Annotated in this window: 16 protein-coding genes; 15 read left to right on the plus strand and 1 reads right to left on the minus strand. The window is 34.4% G+C overall.

Annotated features, from left to right (window positions below; genetic code table 11):
- Positions 1-39: 39 nt before the first annotated feature.
- Positions 40-993 (plus strand): methylenetetrahydrofolate reductase [NAD(P)H], encoded by a 954-nt coding sequence (metF, locus tag SLW70_RS05575; protein ID WP_320891065.1) that lies wholly within the window; start codon positions 40-42, stop codon positions 991-993.
- Positions 994-1,097: 104 nt separating this feature from the next.
- Here metF and gldA read toward each other — a convergent pair whose 3' ends face one another.
- On the minus strand, positions 1,098-1,994 hold the full coding sequence (gene gldA, locus SLW70_RS05580; protein ID WP_320891066.1) for a gliding motility-associated ABC transporter ATP-binding subunit GldA: 897 nt from the start codon (positions 1,992-1,994) through the stop codon (positions 1,098-1,100).
- A gap of 163 nt (positions 1,995-2,157) precedes the next feature.
- Between gldA and SLW70_RS05585 the strand changes: the two genes are divergently transcribed.
- From SLW70_RS05585 to SLW70_RS05650, 14 genes are all read left to right on the plus strand, one after another.
- Positions 2,158-3,081 carry a M20/M25/M40 family metallo-hydrolase gene (locus tag SLW70_RS05585; RefSeq protein ID WP_320891067.1) on the plus strand — a complete coding sequence of 308 codons (924 nt, stop codon included), beginning with the start codon at positions 2,158-2,160 and terminating at the stop codon, positions 3,079-3,081.
- Positions 3,082-3,427: 346 nt separating this feature from the next.
- Positions 3,428-4,270, plus strand: coding sequence for a prephenate dehydratase (locus tag SLW70_RS05590; RefSeq protein ID WP_320891069.1), 843 nt, complete (start codon positions 3,428-3,430; stop codon positions 4,268-4,270).
- A 27-nt stretch (positions 4,271-4,297) separates the two neighbouring features.
- Entirely contained in the window at positions 4,298-5,443 is a 1,146-nt protein-coding gene (locus SLW70_RS05595; RefSeq protein WP_320891071.1) for a pyridoxal phosphate-dependent aminotransferase, read from the plus strand.
- A 196-nt stretch (positions 5,444-5,639) separates the two neighbouring features.
- Positions 5,640-6,491 (plus strand): prephenate dehydrogenase, encoded by an 852-nt coding sequence (locus SLW70_RS05600; protein ID WP_320891757.1) that lies wholly within the window; start codon positions 5,640-5,642, stop codon positions 6,489-6,491.
- Between the two features lie 113 nt (positions 6,492-6,604).
- Positions 6,605-7,684, plus strand: a complete 1,080-nt coding sequence (locus tag SLW70_RS05605) for a bifunctional 3-deoxy-7-phosphoheptulonate synthase/chorismate mutase type II (protein ID WP_320891072.1) — start codon at positions 6,605-6,607, stop codon at positions 7,682-7,684.
- A 128-nt stretch (positions 7,685-7,812) separates the two neighbouring features.
- Positions 7,813-8,790, plus strand: coding sequence for a ribosome small subunit-dependent GTPase A (gene rsgA / locus SLW70_RS05610; RefSeq protein ID WP_320891073.1), 978 nt, complete (start codon positions 7,813-7,815; stop codon positions 8,788-8,790).
- The gene (gene dtd / locus SLW70_RS05615; protein WP_320891074.1) at positions 8,790-9,242 is read left to right on the plus strand and encodes a D-aminoacyl-tRNA deacylase; all 453 of its coding nucleotides are present in this window, start codon (positions 8,790-8,792) and stop codon (positions 9,240-9,242) included. The genes rsgA and dtd overlap by 1 nt, the downstream gene beginning before the upstream one ends.
- A 68-nt stretch (positions 9,243-9,310) precedes the next feature.
- Complete coding sequence (locus SLW70_RS05620) at positions 9,311-9,709, plus strand: hypothetical protein (protein ID WP_320891076.1); 399 nt, start codon at positions 9,311-9,313, stop codon at positions 9,707-9,709.
- A 150-nt stretch (positions 9,710-9,859) separates the two neighbouring features.
- Positions 9,860-10,186: a nucleotide pyrophosphohydrolase gene (locus tag SLW70_RS05625; RefSeq protein WP_035661076.1), complete on the plus strand. Its 327-nt coding sequence runs from the start codon at positions 9,860-9,862 to the stop codon at positions 10,184-10,186.
- 137 nt (positions 10,187-10,323) lie between these two features.
- The gene (gene aroA / locus SLW70_RS05630) at positions 10,324-11,547 is read left to right on the plus strand and encodes a 3-phosphoshikimate 1-carboxyvinyltransferase (RefSeq protein WP_320891077.1); all 1,224 of its coding nucleotides are present in this window, start codon (positions 10,324-10,326) and stop codon (positions 11,545-11,547) included.
- A gap of 188 nt (positions 11,548-11,735) precedes the next feature.
- The gene (gene queA / locus SLW70_RS05635) at positions 11,736-12,785 is read left to right on the plus strand and encodes a tRNA preQ1(34) S-adenosylmethionine ribosyltransferase-isomerase QueA (RefSeq protein WP_320891078.1); all 1,050 of its coding nucleotides are present in this window, start codon (positions 11,736-11,738) and stop codon (positions 12,783-12,785) included.
- Between the two features lie 372 nt (positions 12,786-13,157).
- A complete protein-coding gene (gene kynU / locus SLW70_RS05640; protein WP_320891079.1) occupies positions 13,158-14,432 on the plus strand; it encodes a kynureninase in 1,275 nt (424 codons plus the stop codon).
- 111 nt (positions 14,433-14,543) lie between these two features.
- Positions 14,544-14,942 carry a glycine zipper family protein gene (locus SLW70_RS05645; RefSeq protein ID WP_320891081.1) on the plus strand — a complete coding sequence of 133 codons (399 nt, stop codon included), beginning with the start codon at positions 14,544-14,546 and terminating at the stop codon, positions 14,940-14,942.
- A 219-nt stretch (positions 14,943-15,161) separates the two neighbouring features.
- The gene (locus SLW70_RS05650; protein WP_320891082.1) at positions 15,162-16,505 is read left to right on the plus strand and encodes an NAD(P)/FAD-dependent oxidoreductase; all 1,344 of its coding nucleotides are present in this window, start codon (positions 15,162-15,164) and stop codon (positions 16,503-16,505) included.
- Positions 16,506-16,562 lie beyond the last annotated feature (57 nt).

Genomic DNA, 16,562 nt, shown 5'->3' on the forward strand with positions numbered 1-16,562 from the left:
TAACTTGAATCCTGAAACCTGAAACTTGAAACATATATAATGAAAGTAACACAACACATAGAAAACGCCAAAGGGAAGCCGTTGTTCTCTTTTGAAATAGTACCACCACAAAAAGGCAGCAATATCAATGATTTGTATGCCAATATCGATCCTTTGATGGATTTTAAACCTCCTTTTATTGATGTCACAACTTCGAGAGAAGAGTTTGTTTATATCGAAAAGGACGGACTTTTTGACCGTCGCATTACGCGTATGCGTCCGGGTACGGTGGGAATATGCGCTTCTATTCAGCACAAATATGGTGTAGATGCTATTCCGCACGTGTTGTGCGGTGGATTTACTAAAGAGGAAACAGAATATTTATTGGTTGATTGTCATTACTTAGGAATTGACAATTTGGTTGCCCTTCGTGGAGACCCAATGAAAGGCGAAAAATATTTTGAACCTGCAAAGGGAGGTCATGCCTATGCCTCTGAATTGGTGAAACAAATCAAAGCGATGAATAACGGGAAGTTTTTGCATGATACTTTGCCTATGGCGAGTGCCCCTGATTTTTGTGTGGGTGTAGCAGGTTATCCAGAAAAACATATCGAAGCACCAAGTTTGGAAGCCGATTTGAAACGCTTAAAGGAAAAAGTAGATGCGGGTGCCGATTATGTGGTGACGCAAATGTTTTTTGATAACCAACGTTATTTTAAATTTGTCGAAGCAGCTCGCGCCATCGGAATCACAGTGCCGATTATTCCAGGAATTAAACCTGTTGCTGTGAAGCGTCATTTGCAATTATTACCACAAGTATTTTGGTTAGACATGCCTGAGAGTTTGATAACTTCAATCGAACAAGCCAAAGATAATACAGCTGTTCGTCAAATAGGTGTTGAGTTTGCCATTCAACAATCTAAGGAATTGATTGAGTTTGGTGTGCCTTGTGTGCATTATTATTCGATGGGAAAATCGGATAATATTTATAATATTGCTAAAGAGGTTTTTTAATAGTGTATTATCATAATATAAAAAGCATCGTCCTGATAAAGGAACGATGCTTTTTCGTTTTAATATAGTTGCTAGCTGAAGACTAAATTCTGAACATAAAGTATTTACTTCGTAATCTCCCTAAAAATAGCTTCCAAATTTTTATTTTTCTGATTCAATTGCAAGGTTTTAAGTCCATTTTCGGTAGCAAAGTCAAAAACAGCAGGACGCATGTCTTTTTCAGATTGAAAAGTCAGTTCCCAAGTCATGTCGTGGGTGTTTTTGTATGAAACCAAATTTTCAATTTTAGCAATCGCTTGTTCTTCGATTTTATAATCAAATTCGACTTCGATGATTTGTTGTTTGTCTGTGGAGATGAGGTGGTCTAATTTTTTATCGGCAACGATTTTTCCTTTGTCAATAATAATGACGCGATCACAGATAGCTTCGACTTCTTGCATGATATGTGTGGATAGAAAAACCGTTTTATCTTTACCTACATTCTTTATTACATTACGTATTTCCATCAATTGGTTAGGGTCGAGTCCTGTGGTAGGTTCATCCAAAATCAAAACATCAGGATTGTGTAACAAAGCATTGGCTAATCCCACACGTTGGCGATACCCTTTGGAAAGTTGGTTAATCTTTTTATGACTTTCAGGACTCAATCCTGTGAGTTGTATTACTTCTTCAATTCGGGTTTTGGGAACCTTATAAACATCAGCGTTAAATTCTAGATATTCTCGAACGTATAAATCTAAATACAAGGGATTGTGTTCGGGTAAATAACCAATGGAAAGTTGAACTGCTTTTGGGTTTTCCAATACATCCTGTCCGTTTACTTTAGCCTCGCCTTCATCAGCAGCAATATAAGTGGTTAATATTTTCATCAAAGTCGATTTTCCAGCGCCATTAGGGCCTAAGAAACCCACGATTTCTCCCTTTTGTACTGAGAATGAAATACTGTCAAGTGCTTTTTGAGCACCATAACTTTTAGATATATTATTTACTGCTATTGACATCCTATCCTATTTGTTTGCAAAAGTAAAAAGAAAATTGCTTGCTTTCTTGTTTTTAGATGCTAATGAAGCTTGTTGCTGTATATATTTTTATTTTTTTTTAAAGCTTGTTGATTGGATTTGTATATTTGGTTCATTATGTTAATTTAAAAGCAAAGTTTTGAATATGAAAAAATCAATTGTTTTATTGTTTTTCTTTTTGGTATTTTATTCAAAAGCACAAGAAAAAGCAAAGATTGAAAAAGTAAATGTTAGTAGGATAGAAAACATATTAGCTTCTGATGATATGGAAGGTCGTGCGATTTTTACACCTGGGATAGCAAAAGCTTCTGCTTTTATTGAAAATGAATTTAAGAATATTGGTCTTTCTTTTTATAAAGATTTGCAAAGCTATCGACAAGAGTTTGATGTCAAGGGGAAATCTGCAAATAATGTAGTAGCCGTACTCGTAGGACAAACGAAGCCTGATGAATATGTGATTTTTTCGGCTCATTATGATCATCTAGGATTAAAAGAAGGTGGGAAAGATAGGATTTACAACGGAGCCAATGACGATGCTTCAGGAACGACGGCTGTCATCGCTTTGGCGAATTATTTTAAAGAGAAGAATCAAAATCAAAGGACGATTATTTTTGTAGCTTTTACAGGTGAGGAAATAGGAGGGTTAGGTTCAAATTTTTTTTCAAAAAGCATAGATGCTAAGAAGGTGGTGGCGATGTTTAATATTGAGATGATAGGAACTGAAAGTAAATGGGGTAAAAAATCGGCATATATAACAGGTTTTGAAAAGTCTGATTTTGGTTTAATTTTACAGCGGAATTTATTAAACTCTAATTTTAAGTTTTATCCAGACCCTTATCCTAAAGAACAACTCTTTTATCGATCTGATAATGCTAGGTTGGCTGCCTTAGGTGTGCCAGCGCATACAATATCAACATCTAAAATGGATATTGAGCCTAATTATCATAAGGTGTCAGATGAGGTAGGGACATTGGATTTAGATAATATGACTGAAATAATCGAAGCGATAGCACTTAGTTCGCAAAGTATAATTAATGGAGAAGATAGTCCTTCAAGGGTGACTAGGTAAAGAAAGTTGATTTTGGAGAATTCATTATTAAAAAACAGTTAGATCAACTGAAGTTTAATCTTTAATTTTTAGTTTTTTTATAGCTAACAACTATGGTAAATGGTAGTTGTTTTTTTAGAATGATAAAAAAAATATTTTTTTTGGGTTAATAAAAAATTATTTATACATTTGCGTAGAATTTTTAATAAAAAAGATAGTAATGTCTAATAACCGATTTTATTTTAGCAACACTTATTTTTTCTTCTTTAACGAGAAGTAAGGGTTGTGCTATGGTTATTTGAAAAGTAAAAAAACAAATAAAAATAATATACAATCCTGATGAAAATCAGGATTTTTTTTTGAGTTTATGGGAGCAAAAATTGCAATACAAGGAATAAAAGGTTCTTTCCATCATCAGGTGGTACGTGAGTACTATGATGAAGCTGTTGAAATTGACGAATGCTTGTCTTTTGAAGAATTAGTAAGTAGCTTGCTTTCAGGGAAGTCGGACCAAGCGGTAATGGCGATTGAAAACTCAATTGCAGGGCCAATTATTCCAAATTATGCTTTGATAGATAAGAATAATTTACACATTATAGGAGAGCATTATTTGAGTATTCATCAAAATTTGATGGCTTTGAAAGGTCAAAAAATGGAAGATATTCTTGAAGTTCATTCGCATCCTATGGCGTTATTGCAGTGTATGGATTTTTTAAAAACCTATCCACATATTAAGATTGTTGAGGATAAGGATACGGCCGAAACTGCTCGTAGAATTCAAACGAATCAATTGAAAGGTATTGCGGCAATAGGAAGTAGAGTTGCATCTGAAATGTATGATTTAGAGATATTAGCTCCTGAAATACAAACGATAAAAAATAACATGACACGTTTTGTGATTATTAATAAAGAAAATTCGTTTGTGGCTGAAAAGGATATTAATCGTGCTTCTATCAAATTTGAATTGGATCATAAAAGAGGAAGTCTAGCTGCGGTTTTGAATGTGATGAGTGATTGCAAAATGAATTTGACCAAAATCCAGTCGTTGCCAAAAATTGAAACCCCTTGGAAATATTCATTTTTTGTAGATGTGACTTTTGAAGATTATGCTGATTTTGCCAAGGCAAAATCGTTGATAACCATCATGGCAGAATATTTCAAAGTGTTAGGGGAATATAAAAATACAAAGCCGTTAACGGCTAATAATTAAGAGTTACAAAAGAAATTAAGAGCATCAATGATCACATTAGCAAAACGTCTGAATACTGTTGAAGAATATTATTTCTCCTCTAAATTAAGAGAGGTAAGGCAATTAGCATCTGAAGGGAAACCAATTATCAATATGGGAATTGGAAGTCCAGATTTGAATCCGTCACAATCAGTGATTGATGCGGTTCAGTTGGCGATGCAAGATGAAAATGCACATGGGTATCAAAGTTATCAGGGTTTGCCAGAATTGCGTAGCAGTATGGCTGATTTTTACCAAAATAATTTTGGTGTTGCATTAAATCCAACCAATGAAATTTTGCCTTTAATGGGGTCAAAAGAAGGAATTATGCATATTTCTTTGGCTTTTTTGAACGAAGGAGATGAAGTTTTAATTCCAAATCCAGGGTATCCAACCTATACTTCGGTAACGAATTTAGTAGGTGCCGTTCCAGTGTATTATGATTTAAAAGAAACTAATAATTGGGAACCTGATTTTGACGCTTTAGAAAAATTAGATTTATCGAAAGTAAAAATCATGTGGATAGGCTATCCGCACATGCCTACAGGAGCAAGAGGAAGTTTGGCTTTGTTTGAAAAATTGGTTGCTTTTGCCAAAAAACACAACATACTATTGGTAAATGATAATCCATATAGTTTTGTGTTAAATGACAATCCAATGAGCTTGTTGCAAGTAGAAGGTGCAAAAGATGTAGCATTAGAGTTGAACTCTTTGTCTAAAACCTTCAACATGGCAGGATGGCGAGTAGGGATGGTGTTAGGAAATGCGGAATGTATTGATGCTGTGTTGAAAGTAAAAAGTAATATGGACAGTGGAATGTTCTTCGGGATTCAAAAAGGAGCGATTGAAGCTTTGAAAAGTCACAAGACTTGGTTTGATTCGATGAATGCGGTCTATGCTAAACGAAGAATTTTAACAGAGCAATTAGCTGAGAAGTTGAATTGTAAAGTTTATAAAGAAGGTGTTGGATTATTTGTGTGGGCAAAATTGCCTGAAGGAATCACATCATCGGAGGATTTTATTGATAAGATATTACACGAAAAATCAATTTTCATCACGCCAGGAACGATTTTCGGCAGTAATGGTGAAGGATACATTCGATTTGCTTTGTGTGTGAAAGAAGAAAAGATTCAAGAAGCGATTAGTAGATTTTAGAGTAACGATTTTTGATTGCAGATTTTTGAAAATCTTGAATTTAGAAATAAAATGTGTTGATTTACGAGATGCCTAGCCCTGATAGAAGCGGCATCCTCTTGTGAAGCGATAGCGGAACAAGAGATATAGCGGATAGCAGGAATAGCTACAAATGAAATTTCAAGTTGAGATTTGGAATTTAAAATATTGGAATTTGATGAAAGTATACGTAGTAGGAATTGGATTGATTGGAGGTTCGATGGTATTGGACATCAAAGCGCTATACCCAGAAGCTACAGTTTATGGAGTGGATAGTAATGAAAATCACTTGAAAGAAGCCTTGGCTTTGGGAGTGGTAGATGAAGTGGCAAGCCTAGAAGCAGTTGCCGATGCTGATTTTGTGATTGTATCGGTTCCAGTGGATGTGGCTTTGAGTTTGTTACCAAAAATTTTGGACTTGGTAGGAGAACAATCGATTGTTTTTGATGTTGGTTCGACTAAAAATCCGATTTGCAAAGCGGTGGAAAATCATCCTAAACGAAGAAATTTTATTGCAGCACATCCTATTGCAGGTACTGAGTTTTCAGGACCTTCAGCGGCAATCAAAGGATTGTTTCAAGGAAAAACAAATATAATTTGTGAGGTCGAGAAAACGACTTTTAAATTACAAGAGAAAGCTTTGGATTTGTTTAGGGCGATGGGAATGCGCATTCGATATATGGATCCAAAATCACATGACAAACACATTGCTTATGTGTCGCATTTATCGCATATCAGTTCGTTTATGCTCGGGAAAACGGTAATCGAAAAAGAGAAGCACGAGCAAGATATTTTTGATATGGCGGGTTCTGGTTTTGAAAGTACGGTGCGATTGGCCAAAAGTTCCCCAGCGATGTGGACACCTATTTTTAAGCAAAACAAGGAACAGGTAATTGAAACTTTGGAAGAGTATATTTTAAATCTGACACAGTTTAAGGAGCTTTTGGTTCAGGAAAATTATGAGGCCATTTTCAGCGAAATGCAAAGTGTAAATAAAATAAAAGAAATCCTTAACGGATTAAAAAAATAAAGCTTAATAGCTAGATAATAGTAGAATAAATAAAATAATCAAATAAATAATAATACTTTTGTGTCCCTTTTCATCGAATTTGGGATGTAAAGGAGAACTAAAAACAAGAAAAAATGGAGAATAAAAAAGAAATGAGAAATTGGTTAGATGCATTCAAATTGGATCACCCATTTGTAATTGCAGGACCATGTAGTGCTGAAACTGAAGATCAAGTATTGAAAATTGCACATGAATTAAAAGATTCTGATGTAAGTGTTTTCAGAGCAGGTATCTGGAAACCAAGAACACGTCCAGGAGGATTTGAAGGTGTTGGAGAAATTGGATTGAAATGGTTACAAAAAGCTAAGGCTGAAACAGGATTGTTGATGGGTACTGAGGTAGCTACTGCAGCACACTGTAAATTAGCTTTGGAGCATGATATCGACGTATTATGGGTTGGAGCTCGTACAACAGCTAATCCATTTGCAGTTCAAGAAATTGCGGATACATTAGCAGGTACTGATAAAATCGTTTTGATCAAAAACCCAGTAAATCCAGATATGGCTTTATGGTTAGGTGGTGTAGAGCGTTTGTATATGGCAGGTATCAAAAATCTAGGAGTAATCCACAGAGGTTTTTCTACTTACCAAAAAACTAAATACAGAAACATTCCAGAATGGCAAATTGCTATTGAATTACAAAATAAATTCCCTGATTTACCATTAATCATTGACCCATCTCATATCACTGGAAACCGTGAAATGATTCTTGAAGTTACTCAAGAAGCTTTGGACTTGAACTATGATGGTATGATCATCGAAACGCATATCGATCCAGACAACGCTTGGAGTGATGCTGCACAACAAGTTACTCCAGATGCTTTGAAACAAATTTTCAAAGATTTGAAAGTTAGAAAAGTAAGCGGTGATAGCGATTTCGAAAACAAAATGACAAAATTGAGAGCTAATATTGATGTATTGGATCAAAACCTTTTGGATTTGTTAGGAAAACGTATGGCTGTAGCTGACGAAATTGGTCAAGTTAAGAAAGAGAATAACGTGGCAGTATTACAACATAGCCGTTGGAATGAAATCCAAGAGAAAATGGTTGCTGCAGGTGCTAAAAAAGGTTTGTCTGAAGAATTTATTGTAAAATTATTCAAAGGTATTCACCAAGAAAGTATCGAACACCAAGAAAAAATCATCAACGGATAATTCTGTTTTGATTTTAAAAATTCTAATCCCCATGCTTTTGAGTATGGGGATTTTTTTATGCATTTGTCAACTTCGAAAAACTTTAAACTTTAAACTTTAAACTTGAAACAATATTTTATCTTTGTCCTATGACAGGAATTGTATATAAATCAACAGGAAGCTGGTACACTGTAAAATCTGATAAAGGCCATTTTATAGAGTGTAGAATAAAAGGAAAGTTTAGGATGAAAGGTATTAAGAGTACTAATCCTATAGCTGTGGGCGATCTTGTTGATTATGAATTAGAAGAGTCCTCGGATGCAATTACTGGAACTATTCATAAAATCCATGATAGGAAGAACTATATTGTTCGAAAATCAGTGAATTTATCACATCAAATGCACATTATTGCGGCTAATATTGACTGTGTGTTTTTATTAATTACCATAAATAATCCACCTACCACTTTTAACTTTATTGACCGATTTTTAGTCACGGCGGAAGCTTACGGTATCGAAACTGTCTTAGTTTTCAACAAAATTGATACTTTTGATGAGGCTACCCTTGATGAACAATTGTATATGCAACATGTCTATCAGGAAATAGGATATCAATGCCTTCGCGTTTCATCAACAGAAAGAAAAGGAGTTGAAGAGCTAAAAGAATTAATGATAGATAAAGTGAGTATGTTTTCAGGGCATTCGGGTGTTGGGAAATCAACATTAGTGAATGCAATGGAGCCTTCTTTACATTTGAAAACCAAAAATATTTCGGAAGCAAGTAAACAGGGACAGCATACCACTACTTTTGCTGAAATGTATGATTTGTCTTTTGGCGCTCGAATAATCGATACGCCAGGTATTAAAGGCTTTGGGATTGTAGATATGGAGAAATCTGAAATTAGTGATTATTTTCCTGAGTTTTTTAGATTAAAAGATAAGTGTAAATTTAACAACTGCCTGCATAAAGAAGAACCAAAATGTGCTGTAAAACAAGCTTTGGAAAACGATGATATAGCATGGTCGCGATACAATAGTTATTTGAAAATATTAGAAGGTGATGATGAACATTACCGTACTGATATTTATGATGAAGATCGTAAACAGAGTGATGAATTGAGAGGCTAATGAGAGTTGTTTTGCAAAGAGTCGCTGAAGCTTCTGTAAAAGTAGATAATACAACTGTAGCTTCTATACAAAAAGGGTTATTGGTTTTAGTGGGAATTGAAGATGCCGATTCTCATGACGATATTGATTGGTTAGTTGGCAAGATTACCAAGATGAGAATTTTTGGTGATGAGAATGGTGTCATGAATTGCTCGGTTCAAGAGGTTGATGGAGATATTATCGTAGTAAGTCAATTTACACTTCATGCTGCAACAAAAAAAGGAAATCGTCCTTCCTATATTAAAGCTTCAAAACCTGATTTTGCCATTCCCATGTATGAAAAGTTTATTCAGAAAATGGAATCTGAAATGAATAAAAAAATTCAAACAGGAATCTTCGGTGCTGATATGAAGATTAGTCTCGTTAATGATGGTCCCGTGACTATTGTAATGGATAGTATGAGTCGAGAGTAAATGCTGTTTATTTGGCGTGACAATATTTCATTAGGTTGTAGTGAGATTTTGATAAATAATTATTGAATATGAAAGTAGTTGAAAATGATTTTGTTAAATTTTGGATAGAAGATGATATACTTTATTCTAAATTTAAAAAACCAATAAACGGTACCAAGGAAACGCTAAAAAAAATTATTGATTTACGTACAGAAATATCAGAAGGTAAAAAACAATATTGGTGCTATGATTTTAATGGAATAAAATCACATGATAAAGCTGCTCGTGATTATGCTGATAAATATGGTCAAGATCATTTATATGCTTGTGCAGTAGTATTAAACACTCTAATAGCTAAAATAATTCTTAATACGTTTATATTAATGAAAAAACCTATAGTTCCTTTGAAGGGGTTTACAAGTAAAGAAGAAGCTATAATTTGGTTAAGGGAATTAAGGAAAAAAAACGAACAATCATCGGCTATTTAATAATTTTGTAGGCACTACATTCATTCACTTAGGGTTTATTCTAAATATTAGATTAAAAGATTAAATAGTAAACACTGCTATTTGATGAGTGATTTATAATCAAAAAAAGGTTTTAAATTAAGTTGTTTTCACCGCAAAAAAAATATAATAATGAATCTTAAAAACGCACAACTCGACGTAGATACTTGGATAAAAGAACATGGTGTTCGTTATTTTAACGAATTGACAAACATGGCACAACTTACCGAAGAAGTAGGCGAAGTCGCTAGAATTATTGCTCGTCGTTACGGAGAACAATCAGAAAAAGAATCCGATAAAAATAAAGATCTAGGCGAAGAACTAGCCGATGTGGTTTTTGTGGTATTGTGTTTGGCTAATCAAACGGGGATTGATTTACAAGCCGCTTTTGATAAAAAAATGGATTTGAAATCGGTTAGAGATAAAGACCGACACAAAAACAATGAAAAATTAAAATAATTCTGAGTTGTGAATTATGATTTGTGAAGGAGGAGTGGTAAATTGCGCCCCGAAAATATTTGTTTTAATTGTTTAGGTTTTAGTTGATACAGAATCCTTAGCCTTTAATACATAACACACAACTCATAACTTTCACAATGAATTTACTGTTACAAACCTCACATGCTGATTTACAAGCTACTATTGCAGTAACTGGTTCCAAAAGCGAAACAAATCGCTTATTATTATTACAAGCTTTATTTCCTAATATTAGTTTGGCAAACACTTCCAATTCTGATGATAGCGAAGTGATGCAAAAAGCCTTAAAAGGGAATGATGAAATAGTAGATATTCATCATGCAGGTACAGCTATGCGTTTTTTAACAGCTTATTTTGCTGTAAACGAAGGACGTGAAGTGGTTTTAACTGGTTCTCAAAGAATGCAAGAGAGACCGATTAAAGTTTTGGTAGAAGCCTTAACACAATTGGGCGCTGTAATAACGTATGAGAAAGAAGAGGGGTATCCGCCAATTCGTATCAAAGGACAAAAAATCACTGCTTCAAAAGTGAATATTCCAGCTAATGTAAGTAGTCAATATATTTCAGCACTTTTATTAGTCGCTTCAAAATTAGAGAACGGAATCGAAATTAATTTAGTTGGAGAAATTACTTCAATCCCTTATATCAAAATGACGTTGGCTTTGCTAAACGATTTGGATATTCAAACGAGTTTCGAAGGTAATACTATCAAAGTGTTTCCTAAGGCAACAGTTGCTTCCAAAGAAATGGTGGTAGAATCAGATTGGAGTTCAGCTTCCTACTTTTTTAGTTTAGTGGCTTTGTCTAAAACAGCTTCGATAACCATTAGTAGTTATAAAGAAAATAGTTTGCAAGGAGATTCAGCTTTGGTTGAAATCTACAGACAAATGGGTGTAAAGTCGCACTTTGAAAACAATACGTTAACCTTGACCAAAGAGCCTAACTTTAAACCTGAAACTTTAAACTTTGATTTGAACAACACACCAGATATTGCACAAACCATCGTAGTTACTTGTTTAGGTTTAGGAATAGGGTGTCACTTGACAGGTTTACATACCTTAAAGATTAAAGAAACCGATAGACTAGAAGCATTACGTATCGAGTTGACTAAATTAGGAGCTGACATTTCGGTAACTAATGATAGTTTGACTTTAGTAGCTTCAAAAACGATCAATCACAATGTCAAAATCGGAACCTATAATGACCACCGTATGGCAATGGCTTTTGCACCTTTAGCTTTAAAAGTGCCAATCATCATCGAAAATGCCGAAGTAGTTTCAAAATCATACCCTGATTTCTGGGAGGATATGAAAAAACTAGGTTTTAACGAAACCGAAATTTAAAAATAAAAAGGATAGTTTGTTGGTCTTTTGGACTGTTTAGGATTGATTAAGTGTCTTTTAACAAAAATAAACTTCAAAACACTTGACAACGCCTATCTCACAATAGTATATTTGTACACGATTTAAAAGTTAGTAAGGATTTATATAAAGAATCCTGACTCCTAAATCTAAAATTTAAAAATTTAAGAATGAAATTATCACATTTTCAATTTGATTTACCAAAAGAACTATTAGCTGAATTTCCAGCTGAAAATAGAGACGAAGCCCGTTTAATGGTTATTGATCGTAAAAAACAAACTATCGAACACAAAATGTTCAAAGATGTTATCGATTATTTTGATGATGGTGATGTAATGATTCTGAACAATACCAAAGTTTTTCCAGCACGTTTATACGGTAACAAGGAAAAAACGGGAGCAAGAATTGAAGTTTTTTTACTTAGAGAATTAAACGCAGAACAGCGTTTATGGGATGTATTAGTTGATCCAGCTCGTAAAATCCGTATCGGAAACAAGTTGTATTTCGGTGATGATGATTCATTAGTGGCGGAGGTGATTGACAATACGACTTCTCGTGGTAGAACATTACGTTTCCTATATGACGGTTCGTACGAGGAATTTAGAAATAAATTGACTGAGCTTGGTGAAACGCCAATTCCAAAATACATCAACAGAGAGGTTACTCCTGAAGATGCAGACCGTTACCAAACAATCTACGCCAAAGAAGAAGGTGCTGTTGCGGCTCCAACTGCTGGATTGCACTTCTCTAAACATTTGTTGAAAAGACTTGAAATTAAAGGGGTGAACTTTGCTGAAGTAACTTTACACGTAGGTTTAGGTACTTTTAATCCAGTCGAAGTTGAAGATTTGTCGAAACATAAAATGGATTCTGAAGAGTTGAAAATTACTCAAGAAGCTTGTGATGTCGTAAACGCTGCCAAAGCCAAAAAGAAACGCATCTGTGCCGTTGGAACCACTTCTATGCGTGCTATCGAAAGTTCAGTTTCTTCTCATGGGACCTTAAATCCATTCGAAGGATGGACAAATAAATTTATTTTTCCTCCACATGATTTTAGTTTGGCAACTTGTATGATTACAAATTTCCATACACCAAAATCAACTTTGTTAATGATGATTTCAGCATTTTGTGGTCATGATTTAATGAAGAAAGCTTACGAAGAAGCAATCGCCGAAAAATATAAATTTTACTCTTATGGTGATGCGATGTTAATCATCTAATCAAACACCTAAAGGTTAATTCACTAAATCTCGTCAGCAATGGCGAGATTTTTTTATGGGCGTTTACGGGCTGTACATTTCAAGTTTATGATGTAAATCTAAGTAATACTAGCAGTCCGGTAGCTTCCGTTGGTCGCTTCCTCCTTGCTGTATTGCTAAAGATTTACACCATAAAGCTTTCCATTTCCATCCCTAACGCAATTCCTTTTCTAGTACAATGATTTAGAGTTTTGATTGACGGTTTTTGAAACGAGAGCAGAGCTAGAACTGACGAAGCATTTCAGATGGGCGGTCTTTTGCAAATCAAAAAACAAAAATCGTTAATCAACAATCAAAAATCTTCACTATTTTTACCTATATAAATAAACACAAATGACTTTCGAAAATACTAAAGCATTCGCACAAGAACTCGATTCCCAAGATGTACTTCATAACTATAGAGATGAATTTATATTTCCAAAAGTAGATGGAAAGAAGGTGATTTATTTTACAGGAAATTCTCTTGGCTTACAACCCAAAAGAACCAAGTCTTATATAGACGAAATAATGAAGGATTGGGCGGAGCTTGGTGTCGAAGGACATTTTTACGCCCACAAACCTTGGTGGGATTATCAAGAACGTTTTGCAAAACCACTAAGTAAAATAGTAGGTTGTTTACCTTCTGAAGTTACGGTGATGAATACATTGACAGTTAATTTGCATTTATTAATGGTATCTTTTTATCGTCCTACTCAAAAACGATATAAAATTATCTGTGAGGAAAAAGCCTTTCCTTCTGATCAATATATGTTTCAAAGCCAAGTGCATTTTCATGGGTATAAGCCAGAAGATGCTATTGTCGAAATAAAACGTCGTGATGGAGAGCACAACATTCGTACAGAGGATGTCATTGCTAAAATTAATGAAGTAGGCGATGCGTTGGCTTTGGTTTTAATTGGAGGAGTTAATTATTATACGGGTCAAGTTTTTGATATGAAAGCAATTACTGCTGCTGGTCAAGCTGTAGGTGCCAAAGTTGGTTGGGATTTAGCCCATGCTGCTGGGAATGTGAAATTAGAATTACATGACTGGAATGTCGATTTTGCAGCTTGGTGTAGCTATAAGTATATGAATTCAGGGCCTGGAAATGCTTCGGGTTGTTTTGTGCATGAAAAGTACCATGCGGATAAAGAATTGCCTCGTTTTGCGGGCTGGTGGGGACATAATAAAGAAAGGCGTTTCAAAATGGAGCCTGTTTTTGACCCTATTGAAGGGGTTGATGGTTGGCAAGTAAGTAATTTGCCTGTGCTTTCACTAGCACCTTATTTGGCTTCAGTCGAAATGTTTGATGAAATTGGAATGGAAGCTTTAATTGAAAAGAGAGATAAAATCACTTCCTATCTGGAATTTATACTTAGCGAAATTGACAAAGAGGTTGCAAGTAATTTTGAAATTATTACACCATCAAATCCACAGGAAAGAGGCTGTCAGTTATCAGTATTTCTTCATGGAGAAGGACGTGATTTGTTTGATTACTTAATGAAGAATGGTGTGATTGTCGATTGGCGAGAGCCCAATGTGATTCGTTTAGCACCAGTACCATTATATTGTTCTTTTGAAGATATGTATGATTTTGGTCAGATTTTAAAAGAAGGAATCAATAAATAGATTGACAGTTTTTGAGAGGTTGTAATTATATAAAAATGAGCATTAATAGTATAAAAAAATAGTCGAAATATGATGTAATTTTATAGGTGTCAATTTTAAAAATTATAAATCATGAAACTATTGTATATTACTTTATTGTCGTTGGTTATTTTCTCTTGTAAAAATCAAGGAGAAATGAGCGTTGAAGAAGCAAAACAGGCAACTGTAGATTCAATGAAAATTGCTATTGAAAAGCAAAGAGTGATTGATTCCATGCAAATTGAAATGAATAAAGTTAAAGCTGAGAAAGAAGTTATTGTAGTTAAACAGCCTACGGCTACAACTACTGTTACCGAACGAAAAAAAATGAGTGGAGCCGCTAAAGGAGCCTTAATTGGGGCAGGTGTTGGAGCTGTAACAGGAGCAGCTATTAGTGATAAAAAAGGAGAAGGTGCTATAATAGGAGGTCTGGCTGGTGCTGGTGTTGGTGCTGGTACAGGAGCTATTATCGATGAAAGTAAAAAGAAGTAAAGTTTTTTAACTGATTTTATTAAGAGTGTTTAAGTCTTGTTTTGAGATTTAAACACTTTTTGCTTTTAAAATTGATGATTATTTCGCAATTTAGAATTGGATAATAGTGAAAATGTGAAAATCGAAACAAAAATTCTTAATTAAACTTTATAAAAACAAGACATTTGTAAACCCTTCAAAATTAAAAATTGTAATTTTGCTTAACTTTTAATTAAAATAATGCAAACTCCCAAAAAGATAGCTATTGTAGGTTCGGGTTTAGTAGGTTCCTTACTAGCTATTTACTTACGTAAAGCCGGTCATATTATACACGTCTACGACCGAAGTCCTGACATTAGACAAATAGAATTTTCAGGTCGATCTATTAATCTAGCGATGTCTAATCGTGGCTGGAAAGCTTTAGATGGTGTGGGAGTAGGAGATGCGGTTCGTGAGATAGCTTTGCCTATGGATAAAAGGGCTATTCACTTGGTCGACAAACTTAATTTTCAAAATTACGGACAAGAAGGAGAAGCAATCTATTCAATTTCTAGAGGAATATTGAATCGTAAGATGATTGATTTGGCAGAAGAAGCCGGTGCGGAATTTTTCTTTGAACAAAAAATTTGGGATGTTACTTTAAAAGAAGCCACTTTACATGTAGGTGAAACAGAAAGAGGTATTTGGGACGAACTTAAATATGATGTCGTTTTTGGTGCTGATGGTGCTTTTTCAAGAATTCGTCATCGTATGCAACGCCAAAGTATGTTCAACTATTCACAAGAATTTTTGAATTTGGGGTATAAAGAATTGAATATTCCAGCTAATCCAGATGGTTCTCATAAGTTAGATAGTACTTCGTTTCATATTTGGCCACGTGGTGATTATATGTTGATTGCTTTGCCAAATCTAGATGGAAGCTTTACTTGTACCCTTTTTATGCCTTTTGAGGGAGAGAATTCTTTTGATTTGCTTAAAGATAAAAAAGATGTAGCTGAATTTTTTGCTAAGAATTTCCCTGATTCTATTGAAGTGATACCTAAGTTAACAGAAGATTTTTTCAAAAACCCAACAAGTACATTAGTAACAATGAAATGTTTTCCTTGGACTTATGGTGATAAAGTGGCTCTAATTGGTGATGCTTGTCATGCTATTGTTCCTTTTTATGGGCAAGGGATGAATGCGGGATTTGAGGATATTACAGTTCTGTATGAAATAATTGAAAAATATGGTGATGACTGGGAAATGATTTTTTCTGAATATCAAAATATTAGAAAACCAGATGCCGATGCTATAGCTGAATTGTCTTATCGCAATTTTATTGAGATGGGTACCAAAACCGCTGACGAAAAATTTCTTTTACAGAAAAAAATAGAAAAACGTTTCTCAGATAAATATCCAGAAAAATGGGTGCCTCTTTATAGTAGGGTTACTTTTAGTGATAGGCCTTATACTGAAGCTCTTGCAATTGGAGATAGGCAAGATGAGATAATGAAAAAAATTCTCGAAATGAAAGATATCGAAAAGCTCTGGGATAGTGAGTTGGTAGAGAATAAGATTTTAGAATTAATGGAAGAATTGTAAAATTCAATAATAAACAAAAAGACCGATATGTTTTGAAAGAAGATATCGGTCTTTTGT

This window comes from Flavobacterium sp. NG2 (assembly GCF_034119845.1).
Taxonomy (GTDB): domain Bacteria; phylum Bacteroidota; class Bacteroidia; order Flavobacteriales; family Flavobacteriaceae; genus Flavobacterium.

Excerpts from the sequence above, each read along its gene's own strand:
- queA (WP_320891078.1), top strand. The coding sequence starts at position 11,736 with ATGAAATTATCACATTTTCAATTTGATTTACCAAAAGAACTATTAGCT.
- dtd (WP_320891074.1), top strand. The coding sequence starts at position 8,790 with ATGAGAGTTGTTTTGCAAAGAGTCGCTGAAGCTTCTGTAAAAGTAGAT.
- SLW70_RS05605 (WP_320891072.1), top strand. The coding sequence starts at position 6,605 with ATGGAGAATAAAAAAGAAATGAGAAATTGGTTAGATGCATTCAAATTG.
- metF (WP_320891065.1), top strand. The coding sequence starts at position 40 with ATGAAAGTAACACAACACATAGAAAACGCCAAAGGGAAGCCGTTGTTC.
- SLW70_RS05620 (WP_320891076.1), top strand. The coding sequence starts at position 9,311 with ATGAAAGTAGTTGAAAATGATTTTGTTAAATTTTGGATAGAAGATGAT.
- SLW70_RS05625 (WP_035661076.1), top strand. The coding sequence starts at position 9,860 with ATGAATCTTAAAAACGCACAACTCGACGTAGATACTTGGATAAAAGAA.
- gldA (WP_320891066.1), bottom strand. The coding sequence starts at position 1,994 with ATGTCAATAGCAGTAAATAATATATCTAAAAGTTATGGTGCTCAAAAA.
- kynU (WP_320891079.1), top strand. The coding sequence starts at position 13,158 with ATGACTTTCGAAAATACTAAAGCATTCGCACAAGAACTCGATTCCCAA.
- SLW70_RS05595 (WP_320891071.1), top strand. The coding sequence starts at position 4,298 with ATGATCACATTAGCAAAACGTCTGAATACTGTTGAAGAATATTATTTC.
- SLW70_RS05590 (WP_320891069.1), top strand. The coding sequence starts at position 3,428 with ATGGGAGCAAAAATTGCAATACAAGGAATAAAAGGTTCTTTCCATCAT.
- SLW70_RS05600 (WP_320891757.1), top strand. The coding sequence starts at position 5,640 with ATGAAAGTATACGTAGTAGGAATTGGATTGATTGGAGGTTCGATGGTA.
- SLW70_RS05650 (WP_320891082.1), top strand. The coding sequence starts at position 15,162 with ATGCAAACTCCCAAAAAGATAGCTATTGTAGGTTCGGGTTTAGTAGGT.
- SLW70_RS05585 (WP_320891067.1), top strand. The coding sequence starts at position 2,158 with ATGAAAAAATCAATTGTTTTATTGTTTTTCTTTTTGGTATTTTATTCA.
- SLW70_RS05645 (WP_320891081.1), top strand. The coding sequence starts at position 14,544 with ATGAAACTATTGTATATTACTTTATTGTCGTTGGTTATTTTCTCTTGT.
- aroA (WP_320891077.1), top strand. The coding sequence starts at position 10,324 with ATGAATTTACTGTTACAAACCTCACATGCTGATTTACAAGCTACTATT.
- rsgA (WP_320891073.1), top strand. The coding sequence starts at position 7,813 with ATGACAGGAATTGTATATAAATCAACAGGAAGCTGGTACACTGTAAAA.